This is a genomic window from Pseudomonas brassicacearum (assembly GCF_003732265.1).
Taxonomy (GTDB): Bacteria; Pseudomonadota; Gammaproteobacteria; order Pseudomonadales; family Pseudomonadaceae; genus Aquipseudomonas; species Aquipseudomonas brassicacearum_D.
Window position 1 is genome coordinate 622,545 of record NZ_MOBK01000001.1, and the last position, 21,741, is coordinate 644,285.

Sequence of the window (21,741 nt, forward strand, 5' to 3'; positions counted from 1 at the left end):
ATAAATCAGCCCTTACTTAAAGCCTCTGCCGCACCTGTGGTACATAAGACCTGATTGTGAATTCTGCGCTCAATGAGGTTTGCCCATGCTCCATTCGCCACGCCTGCCACAACTGCTGACCTGCGTTCTGTTCGGTTTATTCGCGTGCGGCGCCCAGGCCGGTACGCCCGCCCCGGCACCCGCCAGCTTGTTGCCGTTGCTGGTGACGATCAACGAGCGCTTGAGCATTGCTGATCTGGTGGCGTTGACCAAATGGGACAGCGGCAAGCCGATTCAGGATACGGCCCGGGAAAGCCAGGTCATTGACAACGCCAGGAAGATGGCCGTGAGCCGCAAACTGGACCCGGACGAGGTTGCCGAGCTGACGGCCGCACAGATCGAAGCCAACAAGCTGGTGCAGTACGGCCTGCTGGCTCAATGGCGCGCGGCGGACAAGGCCCCGGACACTCCACGGCCAGACCTCGTCAATCAAATCAGGCCACGGCTGGATGAGCTGCAGAACCGCTTGCTGCAGCAGTACGCCGACTTCGCGCCCTATCGCAATGACCCCAACTGCCCGGACTGGCTAGGGACCGAGCGAGCCAGCCTGATCAAGGATCAACTGCATGGCCAGGCGCTGATTCGCGCTACCGGGGAGCTGTGTGTCGTGGCTCAATGACCCGGTATTGCCCGGGTTGCTGCAACCATTGCCGGCATCGATAGTCACCATTGACCCAATGAAGTTCTCTTAAAAAATCCACGGCGTAACATCAGCTCCATACCAACCAATAAACACCCGGAGCACACCATCATGAAACGCCAAACTATCCTCGCTATCGCTTTCTCGGTCTTTGCAGTTAACGCTTTTGCCGCAACCTCTGCTCAACCTGTGGTCGCTGAAGGCGGCTCGGATCGTCTGATTGAAAGCCGTGTGGCTGAAGGTGGTTCGGATCGTTTGATCGAAAATCGTGTTGCCGCTGATGGTTCCGACCGTCTGATCGAAAACCGCGTAGCCGCTGATGGTTCGGATCGTCTGATCGAAAACCGCGTAGCCGCTGATGGCTCGGATCGTCTGATCGAAAACCGCGTAGCCGCCGATGGTTCCGACCGTCTGATGCAGAACCGTGTTGCCGAAGGTGGTTCCGACCGTCTGATCGAGAGCCGCGCTGCATAAATGCGGGGTTCTACCGCAATACTCAATGAAAAGCCCGGCCTAATCAGCCGGGCTTTTTTGTGCACGCGATTCAAAGCGTCTTAAGCATTCAACCCGATCCAGCCATGAATGCCGACGTACAAGCCCACAGCAATAATCAACGCACTAGACAGATAAGGTGCCCGACGTGCCACCGCCCCCAACCACGGCCAGCGGTTGCTGGCTTGCCGCGCGCCAATGGCCGCCGCCGCGCCGACCGATACCAGCGTAATCGCCAAACCGATACTGAAGCACAGGACAAGCATGCCGCCCAAGGCGATTTCCTTGACCTGAAGGCAGAGCAGCAAGACGGTGATCGCCGCCGGACAAGGAATCAACCCTCCCGTCAAACCGAACACGATGATCTGGCCGGTGGTCACTTCACGGTTGGTGAAACGCTTGCGGATGTCATTGGCGTGGGCACGTTCATGCGCATCCTGATAACCGTCAATCGACAACTCCAGGCCCTGCAGATCCGCGTGCGAATGCCCGTGGTCATGCTCCGAGTATTCCAGGTCGTAGTCATGCGAATGACCGGCATGCCCAAGACTCAGGCGAGCGCTGAATTCGTGGGGTTCGGGAATATCGGCCGTCGATTGCAGAAAACCTTCCTGCTCGACAAACGAGAACGCCTGGGTGCTGCCGTCAGGACGCGTGGTCAACACGCGGACATCCGCAGCACCCCAGGCTTGCCCGCTCAACGCTTTCAGGCGCCAGTGCGGCGGCATGCCGGTTTCGAAAATAGACAGTTCGACGCGGCCATGACCGGTATCGATTCGCTGGGTTTCGTCGTGGTGAGCGTGATCATGTTCGCCGTGGTGGTGGTCTTCACCTTGCTCGAACTTGAACATCTGCTCGCCACGCCAGGTACGCCATAGCATCCAGAGTGCGATCAAAATAATCAGCACCGCGGACGCGAGCTGGAAATACGGCTCCGTGGTTTGCGCATCCAGCCCGTTGCCCAGGTACATGCCACCGATAGCCACCAGCCACACCACCGCCGTGTGCGACAGCGTTGCGGCCAGGCCCAGCAACACCGCTTGTTTGACCGAGCCACGAATGGCCACGATAAACGCCGCCATCATGGTTTTTGAGTGCCCGGGCTCAAGCCCGTGCAAGGCACCCAGCAGTATCGCGCTAGGGAAATAGAGCCACGCGTGGGCGCCACCCTGTTGCAGCAGTTCTGCGAAATTGGGCATGACAGGACCTATTTTGAGTAGCGGCGGATGGCTTCGAGCAGTTCTTCGACACCCTTGGCCCGTTCCTCATCGCTGAGCTCCGGGTTGGCAACGTGGGCGTGGGCGTGGGCCTCGATGATTTCATCCATCAAACCGTTCATTGCGCCGCGGGTGGCCGCAGCAAGATGCAGGGTCTTGCCACAATCGGCACCCGATTCCAGCGCGCGTTCTATCGCCTGGACCTGCCCGGCGATGCGTCTTACCCGTTTTAACAGATCGTCTTTTTGCTCGTGAGTGTGCGACATACCATACCCCCCCTACCTATACAGGCGAGCATGATCACCTGCCATCGGGAGATATACAATCCCCCAAGCGCAGGCAGTCATGTCAGCTAGAAAGAAATGGGGGAGTCGTGGTCGCTAGTCGTAGAACGGCTCAACCGACACCCGACTGCCGACAAAGAAACTATCGGCCACCAATCGCAGCGGCTGGAGGTCCAGGTCACTGGCCTTGTCGCCAATCAGCTGCTGGAAATGCCGATACACCGCCGCGTATTCGCCCTCCTCCGATACGGCCTGGCGCACGCCGTCAATGCTCAACAAGGCGCCGCCGTTGTCCAGTCGCAGGAGGCCTTCGGCGCAACGAATCTCGATGCTCCAGAGTTCGTCATGACCGTGGTCGAAATCGAATTCCGCGCGGACATCAAGGTGACGTGCATCAGACATTTTGATCGACGCGGCAATCGGCGATTGGCAGTTGTCGGGGACGCGCAGTTCGGCAGATTCGACAAACAGCGGCAGCGCCAGCAGGTGGGTGACAATCGACAAGGCATTGATGCCGGGATCGAACACGCCGAGGCCACCGGGCTGCCAGATCCACGCCTGGCCGGGGTGCCACTTGCGCACATCTTCCTTCCAGTCGATCTGCACGCTTTGCAGGGTGCGGGTGGCCAGCCAGTCGCGGGCGGCTTCGATGCCGGGCGCATAGCGTGAGTGCCAGGCGAACAAGCCGCTGACGCCCTGCTCTGCGGCCTGACTGACCAATGCCATCGCTTCACCTAACGTCGCGCACGGCGGTTTTTCGACCAGCACGTGTTTGCCGGCGGCCAGCGCTTGTTGCACCAGTGCGAATCGACCTTGCGGCGGTGTGCAAAACGCAATCGCATCGACGTGCGGGCCCTTGGCGAGCAGCTCGCTCAGGGACTGAAAATTCTCTACCCCGGCGCAGGGCTGACCTTGCGTGGCGACAGACACCAACTGGAACGCGGGGTTGGCGTTGATAGCGGGAACGTGTTGATCCTGGGCAATCTTGCCGTAGCCCACCAGGCCGAGACGAATCGGTTGCATCAATGACTCCTGTTTTTTTTGTCTTGTCATGGAACGCGAAGCGGCAAGATTACGTTTGTCTAGCGTGGAAGTCATTGATGACATGCTGATGCCCCCGCCGTCACAATCCTGTCACTCCCGCCTGCTAACGTCTGCGCGCTCCCCGCCTACCCCAATCGCCCCTGTACCCAAGTTCCCCCGACCCAAGGTGCCACTCAAGGTGTTCTCAGCCCCGACACGCCAACAAATCATCCTCAGGTCCGATGGCATGCGCTGCGATGACTTTGGCGCGTTGTTCTCGACGATGTTCGGCAACCGCTATTCCGACACGCCGCCCCCGCCGTCAAACATCATCATCGGCGGGGTCTACGGCCGGCATGAAGGCGTGAGTTTCCGCAGGATGCATTACCGCGGCGACTTCACGGTCGTGTTTCCCGACCCCCATGACGAAATCACTTTTGTCATTCCTACTGCCGGCAAGATCGTGTTCAATCACGCGACCGAGTCGGTCGGCGTCACCCACGTTGGCCTGGCGATTGATAAAGCCGACATTCGCTCGATGCGTTTTCTCGATAATCATGCCCAGCATGGGATGTCGATCAGGCGCGCCCATCTCACCGAACGACTGTCGACGCTGCTGGACAAGCCGATCCTGGAAAAGCTGCACTTCGAGCCGACGGTCGATCTGAATGTCCCGGCGTTCCAGGGCATCAAGGCATTGATCGATCTGGCGACGGGCACTGAGTTCGATCAACTGATCAATGCCGGTACGCTGATGCCTTCGCGTCTTCGCGAAATGCTGATCGACACGGTGCTGGAGGCCTGGCCGCACAACTTCACCGAAGCCTTGCGACGCCCTGCCCCGTTGATCGCGCCACGGCATGTGAAGCTGGCGGTCGAGTACATTCAGGCGCATCCCGAGCACATGGTCAGCGGCACGGATCTGGCTCGGCTGAGCAACGTCAGCCAGCGTGCCTTGCAGGAAGGTTTTCGACGGTTCGTGGGTCTTTCGATCGTTGACTATCAACGGCAGGTGCGTCTGAAACGGGCTTACGATGCGCTGGCGCAGGATGTCCCGACGTCCGTGACCGAAGTGGCCTTGCGATTTGGCTTCAGCAATATCGGGAGGTTTTGCCAGTATTTCCAGAATGCCTATGGCGTCAGTCCCGCTGAGGTGAAATCGGGGCGCAAGCGAATCCGGCGCTAATGGCGAGGGAGCCTGCTCCCTCACCACAAGTGTCCATGTGCCTTCTGGATCAGAATAGATAGCTGGCCTTGAGGCCGCCGCTGAAACCGTGGCTGTCCCCTCCACCGCTGGCACCGACTTCGGCACCCAGGCTCAGCGGGCCAAGATTGGCCATGACATTCACGCCGCCAGTAAACTGATCCCGGTTGTCGAAGGCGGCACGCTGCTCGACGTCCAGACTCAGCAGGTGTCCTTCGCTATAGACGTCGTTATCGCCCAGCACATGTTCATAACCCACCTGAACGCCCGGCACCAGTTGCCACGCGCCCATGCCGACCGGGGCAAATGCGACATTGAGATTGGCCATCGCGCTGCGGCGGGTTTCCTCTGTGCTGTCGACGTCGAGGGCCAGTTCGCTGCCTTTCTCCTGGAAGCCGGACACGTCCAGGTGACTGACGCGTACGCCGAGGCTCGGTTCGAGGATCATATTGCTCACCGGCACACGATAGCCTACCGCAACCGTTGCACCGGACAGCGTGCCATGGCTATCGCCCTTGGCCGTGCCCAGTCCGCCACCGAGGTCGCGTTTGCTTTCGTAGTCGAGCCAGCCGGCGTTGGCCTTGCCTTCGACAAACAGACCGCGTTCCAGACCGTCGAATGCATAGCGGGCGCCACCGGTGAAAAAAGTCCAGTCGGTATCCACCTCACCGCCCGCCCCGCCGACATTGCCGTTGCTGTAGCCAAAACCTGCGTGGGCACTGAGTTGTTCGGAGAAGCGCTGGGTCAGGCCGATCATCAAGCCCTGGCTGTGCTCGTTGCTGCTGGCAGCCTGGGACGAACCATCGGTGCCCAGATAGCCGGCCAGCGCCGTGCTCCACAAACGATATTGGCCGATCTTCAGATCCGTGCCGCTGGCGAACGGCGCAGCGGCCTGCTCGACCATCGCCCCTTGGCGTAGCAAGTAGCTGGTCGCATCGGCATGCACCTGGCCACCGACTGTGGACTCGACGCCGCCAAGGCTGCCGGCATCGATCGCCGATTGCAGGTAGTAGTTGTAAGCGCTGTAAGTGCCGGACAGGTCGCTGTTCTGCAGCTGTTGCAGCAACCCGGCGCCCGCGGCGGCGTTGCCGACGAGACCGTCCTGGCCCGGCAGGCTGTTATAGAAAACCATCTTGCCGCGCAGCACGTAAATGGTTTCCTGGGACAGCCCGAGGCCTTGCTTGAGGTAGTTGTCCATGCTGCCGTACTGCGCGGTCACCTGATCCAGACCGGCTTGCAGGAAACTCGCCTCCACGCCGAGCAACGGCGCATAGATCGCCGCCATACTCGGCGGCATGGCCGCCAGTGTCGCCTTCACGCGCGCCGCGGTGTAGTCGTTGGTCGCCAGGTAGTTGCTCATGATGGTGGCGCTGTCGACGCCGGCAATGCTCTGCAACACGGCGGCGGTCCAGCCCGTCCGGTCCTTGCCGGCCGTGCAATGGAACAGCTGCGCGCCATCGATACTGGCCAGTTCATTGAACAGCGTGCTGAGTTGACTGCGCATCCCCGCGTCACTGACGAACGCCCGGTTGGTCTGCTGCATCATGGCGACGGCATCGGCGGCGCTTCTGAACGAGACCGTGGTGATGTTGGCACCGGACGTGGCGCTGCCAATAATGTCGATATTGGTATAGGTCGCCCCGGTCAGCAGGGTATCGGGTGTCGCGGCGATTTCACTCGGCGTGCGCAGGTCGTAAACGGCCTTGATACCGAGACCGTTCAAGGTGGCCAGATCCGCCGCCGACGGGGTCAGCGCGTTGGATCGATAGAACACACCACCGCGCATCGTGCCGTCGTTGGCCGTGGAATACGCGGTAGTGGTGCCGGCGATATCGCGGAAGTTGTCGATGCTGCGCAAGCGCGGAGTGTCGAGGTTGGTGGCCTCGGCAGCCTGGGCAGCAGCGATAGACAGGCTCAAAACGGACAGCGAACACAGAAGACGTGGAAACACGGTACAGCCTCATTCATGCGCATTGGGCTGACCACTATCTGCAAGGAAGGAACACCGAATATGACAGTTTGGCCACGGATGAAAATCCGTGCGCGATTGGTCCGGAGGGCGCGTTTTTGGTCTGTATTTCCCGACCTTTAAATGTTGCTGGCGCTGACTGCACTGCCTTTGACGCCGACCAACGCATTAAACGTATTCACATCAAGCGGCCGGCTCAGGAAATAACCTTGGCCTTCATCGCACGCCACCCCTTTGAGCAAGCTCAGCTGCTCGGCGCTTTCAATGCCCTCGGCCGTCACCGTAAGCGCCAACGCGCGTCCCAAGCCGACGATCGCCTGGATAATGGCCCGGTCATCCTCGCTTTCGTCCAGCCGGTTCAAGAAGCTGCGGTCTATTTTCAGGCCATCGAAAGGAAACGCGCGCAGGTAACTCAACGATGAATATCCGGTTCCAAAGTCGTCCATGGAGATCCGCACGCCGAGGCGTTTCAGCGTGCGCATTATCTCAAGTGCACCCGTGGCATCTTCAAGCATCACGCTTTCGGTAATTTCCAGCTCGACCCGGGCAGGATCGATTCCGGTGTCGTGCAGTGTTTTCTGAATGCGCTCGACCAGATTGCCGCGCTTGAATTCGGTCGATGACAAGTTGACGGAGACGAACAAATTCTCCGGCCACTTTGCGGCGCAACGGCAAGCGGTCTGGATTACCCAGTTGCTCAGGAACAGGATTAGCCCGGACTCCTCGGCGATCGGGATAAACGTATCGGGAGGGATTAAACCGCGCACGGGATGTTGCCACCGGACCAGCGCTTCGGCGCCAACCATCTGACCGTCCGAAATACGATAGCGTGGCTGGAAATGCAGGCGCAGCTCGCCGTGTTTGATGGCGAAACGCAGGTCGTTTTCCAGACGGCGGCGCTCAATGATTTTGGCGTTCATGTCGCCGGCATAAAAGCGCCAGGTGTTACGCCCGCCCGTCTTGGCCTCGTACAACGCAATGTCCGCATAGCGCAGCAACTCGGTCGCTTCGCACGCATCATTGGGCGCCATCGCGATACCGATACTGGCGCTGACAAACACTTCCTGCTGATCAATCTCTATGGGCCGCTCAACCGACTCGATCAGGCGATGACACAGGGTCTCGACTTCCTCCTGAGAACTCACGTCACTGAGGATCAATACAAACTCATCCCCCCCGACCCGGGCGACAAGGTCGCCGTGGCGCACGCAGTCAGCCAGACGGCTCGACACTTCATTGAGCACCCGGTCACCGGCGGCGTGCCCGAGCAAGTCATTGACCGGTTTAAAGCGATCAAGGTCCAGACAGAGCATGACCAGCGGTTGTTCCACCGTTGGTAATGCCTTGAGTTTACCGTCCAGAAACTCTTGAAGACGGGTCCGGTTGGGGAGCCCGGTGAGGGCATCATGCTGGGAAAGGAATTCGATGCGCCGACGGGCTTCGACTTCGTCCGTCACATCCGTTGCGGTGCCCCGGAACCCTGCGCCCGTCATGTCCCGGGCCGAGATCCGCGTGATGCGCTCCCGCCCCTTGGCATCGACATAGCGACACTGAATGCTGATGTCCGGACGACGGTTCGGAATGCTCAACCACTGGGTCAGCAAACCTAATTCGGTGCTCAGCAGATCATTGATCGACGCACCGATCCAGGCATCCCGTGAGAGTCCGGTGACGTTTTCAAATCGATCGGACAAATAGGTGAAACGCCCGCCATCGCCTGTTTCCCATACCCAGTCCGAGATGGCTTCAACGACGTCGCGAAAGCGCGCTTCGCTGATACCGAGGGCGTCCTGACTGTTCTGAAGCGAGGTGTAGCTGGCGTCCAGCGCAACTGCGCTGGCGGTGGTGCGCCGCAAAATAACCCAGGTCATCAGGCACACCAACAACGCGGCAATGCCGATCAACGGCAGCCCTACTGCCAGTAACCGCTGACCCGGGCTGGACGGACTCCAAGACAGATTGCCGGCAGCACCGTTCTCTCCCAACGGCAAGAAGGACGTTGTGTCAAGATCATCAGCCGAGGCGACATGCAGGCCCTCGACCCCAAAATCATTACCTAATAGCTGAAGCTTGGCGCTGTCCAGAATGTCGACGAAAATCAACACCGACGGCTGCCGGGCATCAGACTCCACGGTCGGGTCGGTTCCCGGTGTAATGGCGGCTGCCGCGACCAGCGCGGGTTCGCCTCCAATATTGATAAAAGCGGTTGTCGGTGTTTCTGATTCCGCACCGGCACGGGCCTTTTCGAGAAGCGGTGCGATGGCGTTTCCCAGCCACTCTGAAGCGTCAACGGGTTTCAGCTCACCCTTGATCACCGAGTAAACCGTTTGATTGACGTCGTTGACGACAAACAGTCCCTGAAAGCCAAAATCGGTGTAAAGCGTTGGCCCGGCGTTTTGCCGTACATAAGCCCAATCCGGGTCTACTTGAGCATGCAAGTGCTTGTAGGCATCCCCCCAAAATGCGTAATCCTTGACGACCGAGCGCAGCGATTTTTCCAGCGATTGCACAGCCTTCTTTGTGTAAAACGCACTTTCGACTTCCTCTGTCCGGTCTAAATCGTTGGCAAGATAAACCAGTGAAAAGCTGGCCAGTAAAAACACACCGGCCAATAGACCGACAAACTTGAACAGTGAAGTCCGTGCCAGCGACACGTTTGAACGATGAGAGAGGGAGTGGACGATAGAGGCGAGGCTATTCGGCATAATTTCCCGCTGGTCGTTGATGCAAGAGGGTTGTACACCACGTTATCGGCTGTATGAGCGAACTAATGAATAACCAGATTTTGCGCGAGGCCGTTCACAATGCTCTCGCAGAGGGTAGACGAGGAATCTGTCCATTACTCGCAACACGTCAGAAATTTATGCCGGATATGGGAGGTAATCGATAAAGCTGAGGGGTATTAATGGTTGCCGAGTGTGGCGCCTGAAGATCGGATTCAAACAGGCGCCCAGTCAGAGGTTCATCTGATCAATGGGTCTTGGGCGATACCGAGGTCCCGACTTTGCTCAACCCTTTCGTGTTGTGATCACCTGGCGTCGAAGTCGCAACCGCTCGAGCTTTGGCTACGCCGCGAGTGTCTTTGGAGTGAGCGATGCCTGAAGTCGTTGAGCCATGACCGCGATCACCATTGCGATCACTGCCGTAGTGGTTTCCGCTTTCACCATGATCGCGAACAGCTTTGCCGGCATGGTCACTGCTGAGCCCGTCGCCGCGCCCGTTACTGCTAATGCCGCCGGCGTGATCTGATCCGCTATGGCCGCCGGCTGTACCGCCACCATGGCCACCGCCAACACCACCGCCGCCTCCGTGACCGCCACCATTACCGCCGCCGCCACCACCACCACCACCACCACCACCACCACCACCACCACCGTCCTTCGCATAAGCGGAGTTCATGATGGACAGATCAGCAGGCAGTAAGGGGGCGGCTGCAAGCATCATGGCGCATGACAATACAGCAACGAGACTCTTGTTTTTTAAAAGCATAATTGCTTCCACAGGGTTGATATCACGTGTTTTAAGACGCGTCAGACCCTAGTCAGTTCAAGTCCCGCGACAGATGGAATGGCTTTCCTGCGCTATTGAAAACAAGAATCAAACACTAATCGAAAGCACCGTTAAGCACTTCGTAAATTAGCCCGGTGGCGAGTGCGACCAATATCAAGTCCGTGCCTGCTTGTTGCCATTCATATCCGTCGTAATGAGGCAGCCTGCCGACTAACCGGCCGTCCAGTTTTTTGGCAATCCCAGGTGGTAACGGTTTGCCTCGCGCAAGGTTCTTTTGAATACCCGGTGGCAATGCAGGCCCAGAGTTCCAGTAGCCTGGATACCCGCCAATAATTCCCAGGACATTGCCGCGATCAATGCTTGGGCCGTTGTCCCAATCGCTGCCCTTGCCTTGGTTTCCATGGGCCTGATTGTTGTGCGAATTTCCCTTGCCGTTACCCTGGCCCTTTCCATTACCAGGGTCGGCTATTGCCGATGTTGAGCCGACGATCAACGCAATGCTCGTGACGGCTGTAATCAATAAGCGAGATCTGAACATGGGTCGTTCCTTCTTCGTGGCAGGACGCTCTACTGAAATTTAGTTCTCCAATCCAACAAGTGTGCACAATTTCGTGCGGATAACACCAGAAATGACATTAATGAGCTATACCGGCTAATCACCCCCGCAGATCTTCGACACAGGAGTTTGGCCATGAAGTTCAGACACTCACTGGCAGCGCTACTGGTCAGCGCAACGCTTTTCGGCTGCGCCACATCATCAGACAAAAGCGTGACCGTTCCGTTAGTTGCCACGCGGCAGAACGCCGGTCAGATCGGCGATGTAACGCTGACCAGCTTTGACAATAAAACCGGGCTCAGTTTCTTCATCAGCGGTGCTCCAAGCGGCGTTATCCTGCCTTTGCGCCTCTACACCTTCATCTATAAAGGCAGTTGCGAGAATCCCGGCGCCGAGGCCTATGCCATGAATGATCAGGTCAACACCGAACGCCAGCCCATACGCGGCTGGACGTTATCAAGAACCGCGCCTGTTGCGATGTCGGTGCTGATGGCGGGCGGGTATTCCATCGTCCTGCGAACAACTGCAACGGATGGCAACGTCGATATTTTCTGTGGCGATATCAAGCAAGGCAGCACGGCGAAGTAGCCATCCCTTAACTGGCGTCAGGGTGTGCTTTAATCCGGGCTCTTCAACAGAGAGTGAGAGTCCCCGGAATGGAACCCAACATCGCACACCTGTCCAGCTTCCACGTAGCGGGCCTGACCGCACGTACGAACAACCGCGATGAGTCCACGCAGGACTGCGCAAAAATTCCCGATTTGTGGGGCCGGTTTTTTTTCGACAATGTCGCCGAGAAGATCCCGCACCGGGTGCCTGACGCGCCGATTGTCGGCGTTTATTCAAACTACGAATCTGACGCGAGCGGCGCTTATGAGGTGACGGCGGGGGTGTCCGTCAGTACGCCGAACCGCGACTTCGATAACGTCGAGATTCAGGCAGGCAAGTACATGGTCTTCGAGGCCCGCGGCCCCATGCCGGCGGCCGTTATCCAGGCCTGGGGGACTATCTGGGCCTACTTTGAAGCGCATCCACAGGTGGTACGCAGTTACGCCACGGATTTTGAATCATATGTCGGGCAAGACGAAGTTCAAATTCACATTGGCATTGTGTCGTAGGCGCTCCGAAAGTTTTTTTATTTCGACAACACGTTTTTCACGAAACGCTTACAGAACGTAGCGCAGATTGAAATCACAAATGGATTTGACCCCAAACAGAGAGCCCGCCGAAGCGGGCTTTTTGTTGTCTGCCGCCTCCCCCCTACTCCTCCGCCCGCCCCGTGCCTTCCCGATCGTGCTCATAGTGTCGGGTGAACGGAAACGCCGGCAACCAGGACTCGCGACGCACGGTCCAGCTTTCGTAAGTGGGCTTCAGTTGGTCAGGGGCATCCAGCGAGCCCAGGTTCACTTCGACTTCGTCGCCCGAGCGGGCAAACACCGACGAGCCGCAACGAGGACAGAAGAACCGTCCGGCGTAATCGCCTGTCTGGCCCTCGATCGTCACCGCCTCCTGAGGGAATATCGCTGAGGCGTGGAAAAGCGCTCCATGGTGCTTGCGGCAATCGAGACAGTGACAAAGACCGACCCGGTAAGGGCGGCCCGAGGCCACAATCCTGACGTTGCCGCACACGCAGCCGCCCGTGAATCGATCCATGCTGCACCTCCTCTGGAATCACCCGGTCGCAAGGGTGATTATGAAGATAGCAGCACGGGGCGAACGCCATTCTTTCACTCACGTGGTTGTTCAGTTTCAGGCAAAAAAAAGCCCCGTCACCGACATGCGGTGCGGGGCAAGAAAATTGGTTGGTTGCGGCCAACCAAAGGAGCTCTGTAAAAAAACGCTTTCAATCCGGGGTCAGATGCAATCCTGTGCGGCGCGTTCAAAACTTGACGGCAGGAAGCTCGAGGCCAGCAAATGCCGTTCATAGATGAACACCTTGCCGCCGTTCCCGGCCTTGTAGGCTTCCAGCACGTTGTCGGTCGAGACTTTGCTCGGCACCACGATCCGGTAGCTGCGCGAGGTCTGCGAGACGGTCGGGCTCAACGCACTGCCCTGCAATTTCGGGACGACGCAGTCAGCGTATTGCGCCGGGGTCTTGCGGGTCTGCAAGGTCAGGGTCGGGTCGTTCGGTGTGGAGGCACAACCGGCGAGCAACACTGAGGCAACTGCCGCGGCAGATACGAATAAAGGACGCATCGGTCTCTTCCTGAAAACAAAATGTTCGGTTCATCACGGGATTTTTTTCATCCGCGTGTTCGATGGAGGGGATTTTCCGACTATTGTCGACAAAGAAGAACTTGTGTTTGGTAATGGTCACTATTACGTCTAGCGATAGTTGCGCGCCACGCAGATGGATGCACACTCAATCACCACCAGAAACGATTGATGAGGATCACGCCTTGAGAACTTTTGACCTGATCCGCGACGCGGTTCTGCCCGACTTCCGTGACCGGGTGGCCGAGTACCTGGTCCAGTACGAAACCGTGCTGATGGGCGAAAACCCGCCCGAGCCGGAGCTCGCGCGGGCCACTGCCAATCAGTTGCGCGGTTATTTGCGCGGCTTGAACACCATGCGGGTGCTGGGCATGGCGGATTGGGAGGAGCTGGATCGGCGGGTGGTGAATACGTGGCTTTAGCGCCGCCAGCCCGGCGCTTCACACCTTTTCAGCGTTTTTCATCAAACCTATCCCATTGAATCAGCTGTTTTCACAGCACCACTGAAGGCGTAGCGGTTTTACTGCACACCCAAGCTTACGGCGCATGTCCGGGGCTTTTGTCGCAGGAGAACCCATGAGCCTGGAACGTCTGAGCAAACTCATCTCGATCGGATTTGGCATGGCGCTGATGGCCTGCCTGACCACCGTGGCACTCGATGAGTACTTCGGCAAACAGGCCGAGCACGCCACTGATCGACGCCACCAGACGATCATCGGCGTTGCCAGAATGTCGACCCTCAACCGCGAACTGACGCAACTGGCGAGGCTCTATGTCGGCACCGGCGATGAGCTGTTTCTCACCCAATACAACCAAAAATGGCAGGACGGCCAGACATTCCACGCCGCGGCGATGGAGTTTCGAGCGATTGGATTGACGGACACAGAGACCCAATTGCTGGCCAGAGTCGAGGACATGGATCTCAAGCAGACGGGCATGGAGCGCGTGGCAATGAAGGAGAGTTTCCACAGAGGGGGGTCGTCACTACTGGCAACGACCACCTACATCAACTCCGAGTGGAATTTTGCCGCCGCGCTCAATCAGCTGACACTCTCGACCACCCAACGTTTTAATAGCGACTTCGAGGCAGCCCGCCACAATGCCGAGTTGGCGAGCCACATTAATGTCCTGATGCAACTGATCACGCTGGGCGCGGGACTGGCCTTTCTGGTCATCCTGCGCCGTCAATTGGTGATGCCGTTGTTGCGTCTTTCCGAACGCATGCGCCGCCTGCATGCCGGCGAAGCCCTCGGGGAATCGCTGCACCGCCAGGGGCTTGCTGAAGTCGTGACCCTGGCCGAGGCCTTCGATGCCTATGTCGAGGTCAATGAAGAACTGCGCCGCCAGCACTGGGTCAAGGGCCACCTCGGCGAGCTGGTGCAAGCCTTGCAGCTGTGTACCAGTCGGGAAGCTTTCGCGGCAACGTTGCAGCAAAAACTCGGCGAATTCCTGGGTTGCAAGGCCGTGTTGCTGTTCGACGCCGTGCCCTTCACCCCCCGTACTGGCCAGGTGCATTTCAGTTTGCCGCTGCTGCAAGAAGGGCAACAGTTGGCCAGCCTGGAGCTCGATTTCGCTCATCGCCCGGATCCCGCCCAGTTGACGTTGCTCGACAACTTGCCCAACCCGCTCGGCACCTTGCTGAGTTTGCTGCAGCAGCGAACGCACAATCTGCAGTTGTTGCTGCAGGCTCACCGGCAGACCCGGCAACTGGAAATTCAGGCGATGAAACTGCAACAGCGCCAACAGTCCCTGGAAGCCACTGAAAGCTGGTATCGCGGCATCGTCGAGTTCGCCCCCAAAGCGTTGCTGGTGTTCGACGAGCACGGTGTGATCCTCGCCAATCAGGAAAGCGAAGCGACCTTTGGTTATGCCCCCGGCAGCTTGCTGGGCCACAGTTACCGCACGCTGTTGCCCGATAACCAGCTCGAGGTGATTGATCACTTGCTCGAGCGGGTGCGTATCAACAACGTGCTCGATACGGTCGAGCTGGTGGCCCGTCGTGCGGACGGTGGCGAGTTTCCTGCCGAGATGCGCCTGTGCCTGCTGCCCGCGCGCGAGGATCGCGGGCAATGCCTGTGCGTTGCGATTCGCGATCTCAGCCAGCGCAAAGCCGAAGAACGCAGCCTGCGTGAAGCGCACGAACTGCAGCAGGCCATTGTGAGCTCGGCGCCGTATGGCATTGCACTGGTGCAAGGCGGGTTGATCACGCAGGCCAATTCACGGCTGGATGAATTACTGGGGTACGCGCCTGGCGAGCAGTTGCAGTGCTCCCCGCTGATCTGGCTGGATCAGGTCATGTCAGCGCACACCTTGATGACGCTGGAAGCGCAGGTTCGCGCTGCGCTGGAACGCGGCGACATTTATCAGCAGCACATTCAACTGCGTCGCAAGGACGCCCAATGCTTCTGGGCCAGCGTCAGTGCGCGAGCCATCGCGTCCGGAAACCAGTCGCGCGGTTCGATCTGGATCATCGAAGACATTTCCGCCCAACAAGCGGCCGCAGACGAGATGCAACAGGCGCGGCAACTGGCCGAGGACAGCGCACGCATCAAGGCCGAATTCCTCGCCAACATGAGCCACGAGATTCGCACACCGATGAACGCCATCATCGGCATGACGCACCTGACGTTGAAGACCGAGCTGAACGAACGTCAGCGCGACTACCTGAACAAAGTCCAAAGTTCCAGCCGGCATTTGCTGGGGGTCATTGACGACATTCTGGATTTCTCCAAGATCGAGGCCGGCAAGCTTCAGCTGGAAATCCGTGACTTCAGCCTCGCCCGGTTGCTGGAAGAAGCGCTCGATCAGGTACGACCGCGCATTGCCGATAAAGGCCTGGATGTGCGCCTGAATATCGGTGCCGACGTGCCCGAATGCTTGCGTGGCGATGCGCTTCGCCTGCGGCAAATACTGCTCAACTACCTGAGTAATGCGGTTAAATTCACCGAACGTGGGCAGATCCGGCTTGAGGTGAGCGTGCGTCAGGCTGGCGCGGATGACGCTTTGCTGTATTTCAGCGTGACCGACAGCGGCATCGGGCTCTCGTCCGAACAGCAAAAACATATGTTCCAGAGCTTCCAGCAGGCTGACGCCTCCACCACACGCCGCTTTGGTGGCACGGGCCTGGGGCTGGCAATTGCCAAGCAACTGGCCGGGTTGATGGAGGGTCAGGTCGGCGTCCAGAGCGTGCTCGGCGAAGGCAGCCACTTCTGGTTTGAGGTGCGCCTGCAGGTGGCTCGCAGCACGGCCATTGATGGCCTGACCGCAGGAGAGCCTTTCAGCGACTGGAGAGCGGCCGAAGGAACCCGTGTCCTGCTGGTGGAAGACAACGAACTGAATCAGCAGGTGGCCGCCGAATTGCTGCAGGCGGCGGGGTGTGGGGTTGATATCGCGGCGGATGGCCGACAGGCGCTGAACCGGTTGTCGCAAGTGCGCTATGACCTGGTGTTCATGGACATGCAGATGCCGGTGCTCGATGGTCTGGCGGCCACCCGTCTGCTGCGCCAGCTGCCGGGGCTGGGCACACTGCCGGTGATCGCGATGACCGCCAACGCCAGTCAACGTGATCATGACGCCTGTCTGGCGGCCGGAATGAATGATTTTGTCAGCAAGCCCTTCGAGCCGCAGACGCTCTACGCCCTGCTCCGACGCTGGCTTACGCAAACTCCTACCCCCCAACGCGCAGTCACGCCGGAGTCCGGGATGAGCGACGCTGATGCGGGTTTGAAGCTCGATGACGTAGACACGGTGGCCGGACTCCGACGGGTACTGGGCCGGCACAGCCTGTATGCGGATCTGTTGCACCGCTACCTGGATCACCAGAGCCCATTGCAGGAACAGTTGAGTGCGGCGCTGGCGGCGGGCGAGTTGGTCAAAGCCGAGTTGTTGGCCCATAGCTGCAAAGGCGCATCCGCGACTATCGGTGCCGACGCCGTCGCACAAGCGGCCAATGCATTGGAGCTGGCACTGCGCGCAAAGCGCCCAAGCGATGAGCTGCAACTCAGGTTGCAGACGTTGTCCGTCCCCTTGAAGGCACTGCTGGGGCAACTGCGGGTGAAGTTGCCCTACGAAGTTGAGGCAACACCGACAGCGGTCGACATTGTCGAGTTGCAGCGGATCTGCCGAGACCTCGACGCCCTGCTGGGTGATTGTGATGCGCAGGCAGTGCCTTACTTTTGCGCCCATGCGGGCGTGTTGCGCGGCGCGTTTGCCAATCGCTTTGCGCCCCTGGAAGGCGCAGTCAACCAATTCGATTTCGGCCGGGCCCAGGCCTGCCTGAGAGAGGCCCTGCAGGCTGTGCAACCGCCGGCCAACACGTGCTGATCAGAAGTTTTCAGCGTTTTTCAGCGCCCGGCGGCGTCAGTTCAGGCCATTTCAGAGCAGCTGCGTGGGTGGCATGCGTTACTGCAGTCACTTGGCAGAAGCGACGGACCGTGCATTCCCGTCGCGCTTTCGGGTTTGCGCCCGGCTGCTTGACCGCCCCATCCGGTGACCCCGTCACGAGGACGTCCATTTGAACAGCTCAACCCCTCGACCCACCGTGCTGGTGGTCGACGATATGCCGGCCAATCTGCAACTGATCAGTGAGCTGTTGTTTGATCTCTATCACGTGCGCGTGGCGACCAGCGGTGCCCAGGCGTTGCAGATCGTCGAGCGGGCGATACCCGATCTGATTCTGCTGGATGTGATGATGCCCGACCTGGATGGCTATGAGGTCTGCCGTCGTCTCAAGACAGATCCCAAGACACGTGATGTGCCGGTGCTGTTTTTGAGCGCGCGGAATCAGGACGAAGATGAGTGCCTGGGGTTCGAGCTTGGCGCGACCGACTACCTGTTCAAGCCGATCAACCCACCCACGCTGCTCGCACGGGTGCAGACCCAGTTGCGCCTCAAGGCGACAGCCGACCTGTTGCGCTCGCAAAATACCTACCTCGATCAGGAAGTCCTGGCGCGAACCCGTGAGCTGCAAGCCACCCATGACGTGACCATCCTGGCCCTGGCGTCGTTGGCCGAGACCCGCGACAACGAGACCGGCAATCACCTGCGACGCACGCAGCACTATGTCCGGTTGCTGGCGGAGAAACTGCGCGATCACCCGCGTTTCAGCGCGCATCTGGATGATCAAAGCATTGAGCTGATGTTCAAGTCAGCACCCCTGCACGATATCGGCAAGGTCGGTATTGCCGACCATATCCTGCTCAAGCCGGGCCGCTTTGAGCCCGCCGAATTCGAAATCATGAAGACCCATGCCCAATTGGGTTATCAAGCGCTGGTGCATGCCGAGGACATGCTGGGGGCGCAAGTGCCCTTCCTGCGCATCGCCAAGGAAATTGCGCTGTGCCACCACGAAAAATGGGATGGCAGCGGTTATCCCAATGGACTGGCCGGCGAGGCCATTCCGGTCAGCGCCCGCCTGATGGCCGTCGCCGATGTCTACGACGCGGTCATCAGCCGAAGGGTCTACAAGTCGCAAATGTGCCATGAGACAGCGGCAACGATCATCCGCGACGGCGCCGGCCGGCATTTTGATCCGGACGTGGCGGCCGCCTTCATCGCCATTGAACAAGAGTTTGAACAGATCGCCGAACGCTATGCCGACCCGGTTACCGAGGAGTTCCTGGCAAACGTTGATGCGGTGCCGGTTGTTACATCGGAGTAAACATCATGAGCTGGGTCGTCAGGCACGCACAGACAATCAAGCGCAGTTGCTGGATAACAGTCGCCGTTCTGTCGACGCTGATCGTCGTTGCGGTGGTTGATCGTTATCAGCGTCAATACGTCATGCTGCTGGACAGTCAGCAAGCACTGCTGGCGCAACGCAGTGCCTGGGGTTATGCCAGCCTGTTGAACGATCTGCAAACCCATAAACTGCAGCAATCGATGCTGATGGCCAATCCGCCGCCCAAAGGCTGCCTGTCCGACGTATTCATTGCCGGACAGCAGCGCTCGACGGCGACCCAGTCTGCGGATGTCGAAGGGCTTTCACAGTACACATTGCGGGTGCCGATTCACCAGTTGGCACCAATGCCAAAACCGCAGGCGCCACGCATCCGCCTCAAGGACAGCGGCATCCACATGACCAGCCGGCAACTGCTGGGCTATACCTGCGATGGTCGTTACGCGGTGATCCAGGAAACGCAGACCCGGTTGGAACCACAACCGCTACTGCCGCCGCAGGCGCTGGGCTCAGCGATTGCCGAGGGGCTTATCGTGCATGTCGCCCTGACGCAGGGTCAGGGACCCACCTTGTATTTCGACATCCACTTCTCCGCCGGCAAGGCCACGTACCTGCCGGCCACGGAGGCGGCCTGGTCGACCTCATTGCCTTTTCAGGTGCAAGGCGAAGAGCGCTTCTTCCGGCACTACGCGAATCTGCACCATGGGCTGCTAATGCGTATCTACAGTGATCCACTGGCGCCGCATTTTCTGTCGCAGTTCCTTAGCTTCAACGGCTTCGGCTTGTTGTTGGCGATCGGTGTACTGGCGTGTTTGCTGCTGATCAGTGGGCTGGTGACACACCTGATCGACGCCAGTGTGGTGCAACATCAGGCGGCCACTCGTGACTTTCTCACCGGCCTGTACAACCGCCGGGCGGCGATGACGCGGGCTGAAATGGAATTGGCGCGCGCCACGCGCAAACCGGGTTCGGTCTGCGTATTGATGCTGGATATGGACCACTTCAAGCAGATCAATGACACCCACGGCCATGACGGCGGCGATCAGGTGCTGAAGTTTCTGGCGCAGTTACTGACCCGGACAGTACGGCAACAGGACCTGGTGGCCCGCATCGGCGGTGAAGAGTTCCTTATCCTGCTGCCGGACACCGATTTGCCAGGCGCACAACAGATGGCCAATCGTCTGCTGCAGGCGCTGCGCACCTCGACGGTCGAGTACGCCGGCAAGCGAATTGGCGTCACCTGCAGCCTGGGTGTGTGCGTCTGGAATGGCCCCGGGGAAAGCGTTCAGAACCTGCTGATCCGTGCGGATCGGCTGCTGTATCACGCCAAGCAGCAAGGGCGCGACCGCTTTGCCAGTGAGCGCCTGCCCGATTCTGCGCTGGCCTGAATTCGGCCCTGAGGCCGGGATTTCGCTACCAGTTGCGTGCAGAGGTTGGCCAAAGCAAGGAATGGCCGCTTAACTCTAGAGGTCGACGACGCGAATCCGACTTGCCGTCCTGCCACGCACGGAAGCTCGCCATGGGCCAATTGCTGATTGATGAACACCTGGTGTTCGACGAGAACAACTTCCTGTTGTTTCGCGCCGACGCCGATGAGGAGCCGTTGCGCATCGGTGCAATCGCCAGCCGCTGCCTGGCCATGCTGCTCCGGTCGGACGGTGCCGTGGTGCGCAAGCGCGAGCTGATGGCCGGCGCATGGGGGCAATATGGCCTGGAAGTGACCGACAACAGCCTGGCCCAGGTCGTCCGGCAATTGCGCCTGGCGCTGGAAAAACTGCAGCCCGATCGCGAATTCATCCAGACCTTGCCACGCATAGGCTACAAGCTCGCCGACGGCGTAAGGGTCGAAGAGTTGTCAGCCGTGGCGAAAACGGCGCCTGCCCCGAGCGAGGCGAAGGCTGGCAGCGAGGCACCCGCCTCTGCTGCAACTCCGGTATCAACGATGGCCGATGCAGAGGACGAACCGCCATCGATCTCGGCAACACCTGCATCAGCCAGACCCGATTCGACTCCGATCCCCGTGCTCCCAAGAACATCGACAAAGCGTTGGGGCCTGTGGCTCGCATTGCCGCTGTGGGGCGTACTTGCATTCTTGTCGGGAAAAACCTGGCTGGCACCCTCGCCCGAAGCGGCGCCGCCCGCGTTCGCCGCGCCCGTCACGATGGATGACGTGCGCGTGCATCTGACGGCTCAGGACGTACAACCCCCAGCGCCATCGCACCTGCAACTGATGGTCCAAAACAGTCGAAAACTGGCGGGACTTCTAGGCATCTCGGTGCAAAACATCCACCTCTACCTGTTGCCGTCGCGTCGAGGGGCGGATCAGATTCTCTGCGATGGCGAGCTGGAAACAGCCAGCAGTCGCTGCATTGGCGTCCAACAACATGACTAGACGCGCCGCAAACACACTCTGGAGCCTGGCCTTCGTCGTCGTTGGCCTGTCGGGCTTGGCGCTGGGACGCCTGTCGGGCGAACACACGACCAAACCGAACCTTTGGTGCACGGGAGAAAGCGCGCACCAAGTGCCGTCCGAAGTGCGTCCTGCGTGGCTGACGACGCGTTTCAGGCTGGACTTGCAGCCCACCGGCCTCAGCCATATGCGCATGGTGGCCCGATTGATCGATGCCGACTCGGGCGCTGAAATCGGCGCTCTACGCCGCAACAGTGCCTTTGGGGTGCAACAACAGGACCAGCGATTGCAGATTACTGTCGAGCGTTCCGCCAAGGGCGAAGCGGACAGCCCGATTCCTGAACTGTCGGGCGCGCTGGGGATGTTTATTTTCCGCTCGGACAACAGCGTGAGCTACTGGATGCGGTCGCTGTCCGATACGCGCTACCTGTTCGATGACGGCAGTGACATGTTCATACTGTGCAGTCAGCGTTCATCATCGAACAAGGGTTGATGGCCAAGCGCAA

At 59.3% G+C, this 21,741-nt stretch carries 20 protein-coding genes; 11 read left to right on the plus strand and 9 right to left on the minus strand.

The genetic code is table 11. The features are described 5' to 3' along the window. Nucleotides 1-85: 85 nt before the first annotated feature. Together BK660_RS03000 and BK660_RS03005 are read left to right on the plus strand one after the other, a co-directional pair. On the plus strand, nucleotides 86-658 hold the full coding sequence (locus tag BK660_RS03000; RefSeq protein ID WP_123432010.1) for a chorismate mutase: 573 nt from the start codon (nucleotides 86-88) through the stop codon (nucleotides 656-658). Between the two features lie 132 nt (nucleotides 659-790). Then, nucleotides 791-1,153 (plus strand): hypothetical protein, encoded by a 363-nt coding sequence (locus tag BK660_RS03005; protein ID WP_123432011.1) that lies wholly within the window; start codon nucleotides 791-793, stop codon nucleotides 1,151-1,153. 80 nt (nucleotides 1,154-1,233) lie between these two features. Here BK660_RS03005 and BK660_RS03010 read toward each other — a convergent pair whose 3' ends face one another. The 3 genes from BK660_RS03010 to BK660_RS03020 form a co-directional block, all read right to left on the minus strand. Continuing rightward, nucleotides 1,234-2,370 carry a nickel/cobalt efflux protein RcnA gene (locus BK660_RS03010; protein ID WP_123432012.1) on the minus strand — a complete coding sequence of 379 codons (1,137 nt, stop codon included), beginning with the start codon at nucleotides 2,368-2,370 and terminating at the stop codon, nucleotides 1,234-1,236. An 8-nt stretch (nucleotides 2,371-2,378) separates the two neighbouring features. Next, nucleotides 2,379-2,654 carry a metal/formaldehyde-sensitive transcriptional repressor gene (locus BK660_RS03015; RefSeq protein WP_123432013.1) on the minus strand — a complete coding sequence of 92 codons (276 nt, stop codon included), beginning with the start codon at nucleotides 2,652-2,654 and terminating at the stop codon, nucleotides 2,379-2,381. Nucleotides 2,655-2,768: 114 nt separating this feature from the next. After that, nucleotides 2,769-3,695: a Gfo/Idh/MocA family protein gene (locus BK660_RS03020; protein WP_123432014.1), complete on the minus strand. Its 927-nt coding sequence runs from the start codon at nucleotides 3,693-3,695 to the stop codon at nucleotides 2,769-2,771. A 199-nt stretch (nucleotides 3,696-3,894) separates the two neighbouring features. Between BK660_RS03020 and BK660_RS03025 the strand changes: the two genes are divergently transcribed. After that, a complete protein-coding gene (locus tag BK660_RS03025; protein WP_123432015.1) occupies nucleotides 3,895-4,881 on the plus strand; it encodes an AraC family transcriptional regulator in 987 nt (328 codons plus the stop codon). A gap of 49 nt (nucleotides 4,882-4,930) precedes the next feature. On the opposite strand, the gene BK660_RS03030 is transcribed toward BK660_RS03025, so the two are convergent. From BK660_RS03030 to BK660_RS03045, 4 genes are all read right to left on the minus strand, one after another. Continuing rightward, nucleotides 4,931-6,850, minus strand: a complete 1,920-nt coding sequence (locus BK660_RS03030) for a tyrosine-protein phosphatase (RefSeq protein WP_123432016.1) — start codon at nucleotides 6,848-6,850, stop codon at nucleotides 4,931-4,933. A gap of 137 nt (nucleotides 6,851-6,987) precedes the next feature. Further along, a complete protein-coding gene (locus BK660_RS03035; RefSeq protein WP_123432017.1) occupies nucleotides 6,988-9,573 on the minus strand; it encodes a bifunctional diguanylate cyclase/phosphodiesterase in 2,586 nt (861 codons plus the stop codon). A gap of 265 nt (nucleotides 9,574-9,838) precedes the next feature. Beyond that, nucleotides 9,839-10,357, minus strand: a complete 519-nt coding sequence (locus BK660_RS32905) for a hypothetical protein (RefSeq protein ID WP_259698470.1) — start codon at nucleotides 10,355-10,357, stop codon at nucleotides 9,839-9,841. A gap of 115 nt (nucleotides 10,358-10,472) precedes the next feature. Next, nucleotides 10,473-10,916 (minus strand): anti-virulence regulator CigR family protein, encoded by a 444-nt coding sequence (locus BK660_RS03045; RefSeq protein WP_123432018.1) that lies wholly within the window; start codon nucleotides 10,914-10,916, stop codon nucleotides 10,473-10,475. A gap of 153 nt (nucleotides 10,917-11,069) precedes the next feature. Between BK660_RS03045 and BK660_RS03050 the strand changes: the two genes are divergently transcribed. Then, nucleotides 11,070-11,522 carry a hypothetical protein gene (locus BK660_RS03050; RefSeq protein WP_123432019.1) on the plus strand — a complete coding sequence of 151 codons (453 nt, stop codon included), beginning with the start codon at nucleotides 11,070-11,072 and terminating at the stop codon, nucleotides 11,520-11,522. 68 nt (nucleotides 11,523-11,590) lie between these two features. After that, entirely contained in the window at nucleotides 11,591-12,052 is a 462-nt protein-coding gene (locus tag BK660_RS03055) for a GyrI-like domain-containing protein (RefSeq protein ID WP_123432020.1), read from the plus strand. 142 nt (nucleotides 12,053-12,194) lie between these two features. Here the strand turns inward: BK660_RS03055 and BK660_RS03060 are convergent, their stop codons facing one another. Further along, nucleotides 12,195-12,587, minus strand: coding sequence for a GFA family protein (locus BK660_RS03060; protein WP_123432021.1), 393 nt, complete (start codon nucleotides 12,585-12,587; stop codon nucleotides 12,195-12,197). Between the two features lie 201 nt (nucleotides 12,588-12,788). After that, entirely contained in the window at nucleotides 12,789-13,130 is a 342-nt protein-coding gene (locus BK660_RS03065) for a hypothetical protein (RefSeq protein ID WP_123432022.1), read from the minus strand. Between the two features lie 203 nt (nucleotides 13,131-13,333). Here BK660_RS03065 and BK660_RS03070 point away from each other — a divergent pair, with 203 nt between their 5' ends. The 6 genes from BK660_RS03070 to BK660_RS03095 all read left to right on the plus strand — a co-directional run bounded on the left by BK660_RS03070 (nucleotide 13,334) and on the right by BK660_RS03095 (nucleotide 21,728). Then, on the plus strand, nucleotides 13,334-13,570 hold the full coding sequence (locus BK660_RS03070) for a hypothetical protein (protein ID WP_123432023.1): 237 nt from the start codon (nucleotides 13,334-13,336) through the stop codon (nucleotides 13,568-13,570). A gap of 154 nt (nucleotides 13,571-13,724) precedes the next feature. Continuing rightward, nucleotides 13,725-17,471: a response regulator gene (locus BK660_RS03075; protein ID WP_185044946.1), complete on the plus strand. Its 3,747-nt coding sequence runs from the start codon at nucleotides 13,725-13,727 to the stop codon at nucleotides 17,469-17,471. 190 nt (nucleotides 17,472-17,661) lie between these two features. Continuing rightward, entirely contained in the window at nucleotides 17,662-18,807 is a 1,146-nt protein-coding gene (locus BK660_RS03080) for a response regulator (protein WP_123432025.1), read from the plus strand. A gap of 5 nt (nucleotides 18,808-18,812) precedes the next feature. Next, nucleotides 18,813-20,213, plus strand: coding sequence for a GGDEF domain-containing protein (locus BK660_RS03085; RefSeq protein ID WP_123432026.1), 1,401 nt, complete (start codon nucleotides 18,813-18,815; stop codon nucleotides 20,211-20,213). 131 nt (nucleotides 20,214-20,344) lie between these two features. Further along, nucleotides 20,345-21,217: a transcriptional regulator gene (locus BK660_RS03090; protein WP_123432027.1), complete on the plus strand. Its 873-nt coding sequence runs from the start codon at nucleotides 20,345-20,347 to the stop codon at nucleotides 21,215-21,217. Next, the gene (locus tag BK660_RS03095) at nucleotides 21,210-21,728 is read left to right on the plus strand and encodes a hypothetical protein (protein ID WP_123432028.1); all 519 of its coding nucleotides are present in this window, start codon (nucleotides 21,210-21,212) and stop codon (nucleotides 21,726-21,728) included. Before BK660_RS03090 ends, BK660_RS03095 begins: the two co-directional genes overlap by 8 nt. Nucleotides 21,729-21,741 lie beyond the last annotated feature (13 nt).

What these genes read in the sequence shown, in the direction of transcription:
- BK660_RS03005 (WP_123432011.1), top strand. Translation starts at nt 791, where the DNA reads ATGAAACGCCAAACTATCCTCGCTATCGCTTTCTCGGTCTTTGCAGTT.
- BK660_RS03035 (WP_123432017.1), bottom strand. Translation starts at nt 9,573, where the DNA reads ATGCCGAATAGCCTCGCCTCTATCGTCCACTCCCTCTCTCATCGTTCA.
- BK660_RS03055 (WP_123432020.1), top strand. Translation starts at nt 11,591, where the DNA reads ATGGAACCCAACATCGCACACCTGTCCAGCTTCCACGTAGCGGGCCTG.
- BK660_RS03010 (WP_123432012.1), bottom strand. Translation starts at nt 2,370, where the DNA reads ATGCCCAATTTCGCAGAACTGCTGCAACAGGGTGGCGCCCACGCGTGG.
- BK660_RS03015 (WP_123432013.1), bottom strand. Translation starts at nt 2,654, where the DNA reads ATGTCGCACACTCACGAGCAAAAAGACGATCTGTTAAAACGGGTAAGA.
- BK660_RS03095 (WP_123432028.1), top strand. Translation starts at nt 21,210, where the DNA reads ATGACTAGACGCGCCGCAAACACACTCTGGAGCCTGGCCTTCGTCGTC.
- BK660_RS03050 (WP_123432019.1), top strand. Translation starts at nt 11,070, where the DNA reads ATGAAGTTCAGACACTCACTGGCAGCGCTACTGGTCAGCGCAACGCTT.
- BK660_RS03045 (WP_123432018.1), bottom strand. Translation starts at nt 10,916, where the DNA reads ATGTTCAGATCTCGCTTATTGATTACAGCCGTCACGAGCATTGCGTTG.
- BK660_RS03065 (WP_123432022.1), bottom strand. Translation starts at nt 13,130, where the DNA reads ATGCGTCCTTTATTCGTATCTGCCGCGGCAGTTGCCTCAGTGTTGCTC.
- BK660_RS03075 (WP_185044946.1), top strand. Translation starts at nt 13,725, where the DNA reads ATGAGCCTGGAACGTCTGAGCAAACTCATCTCGATCGGATTTGGCATG.
- BK660_RS32905 (WP_259698470.1), bottom strand. Translation starts at nt 10,357, where the DNA reads ATGCTTTTAAAAAACAAGAGTCTCGTTGCTGTATTGTCATGCGCCATG.
- BK660_RS03085 (WP_123432026.1), top strand. Translation starts at nt 18,813, where the DNA reads ATGAGCTGGGTCGTCAGGCACGCACAGACAATCAAGCGCAGTTGCTGG.
- BK660_RS03020 (WP_123432014.1), bottom strand. Translation starts at nt 3,695, where the DNA reads ATGCAACCGATTCGTCTCGGCCTGGTGGGCTACGGCAAGATTGCCCAG.
- BK660_RS03000 (WP_123432010.1), top strand. Translation starts at nt 86, where the DNA reads ATGCTCCATTCGCCACGCCTGCCACAACTGCTGACCTGCGTTCTGTTC.
- BK660_RS03060 (WP_123432021.1), bottom strand. Translation starts at nt 12,587, where the DNA reads ATGGATCGATTCACGGGCGGCTGCGTGTGCGGCAACGTCAGGATTGTG.
- BK660_RS03090 (WP_123432027.1), top strand. Translation starts at nt 20,345, where the DNA reads ATGGGCCAATTGCTGATTGATGAACACCTGGTGTTCGACGAGAACAAC.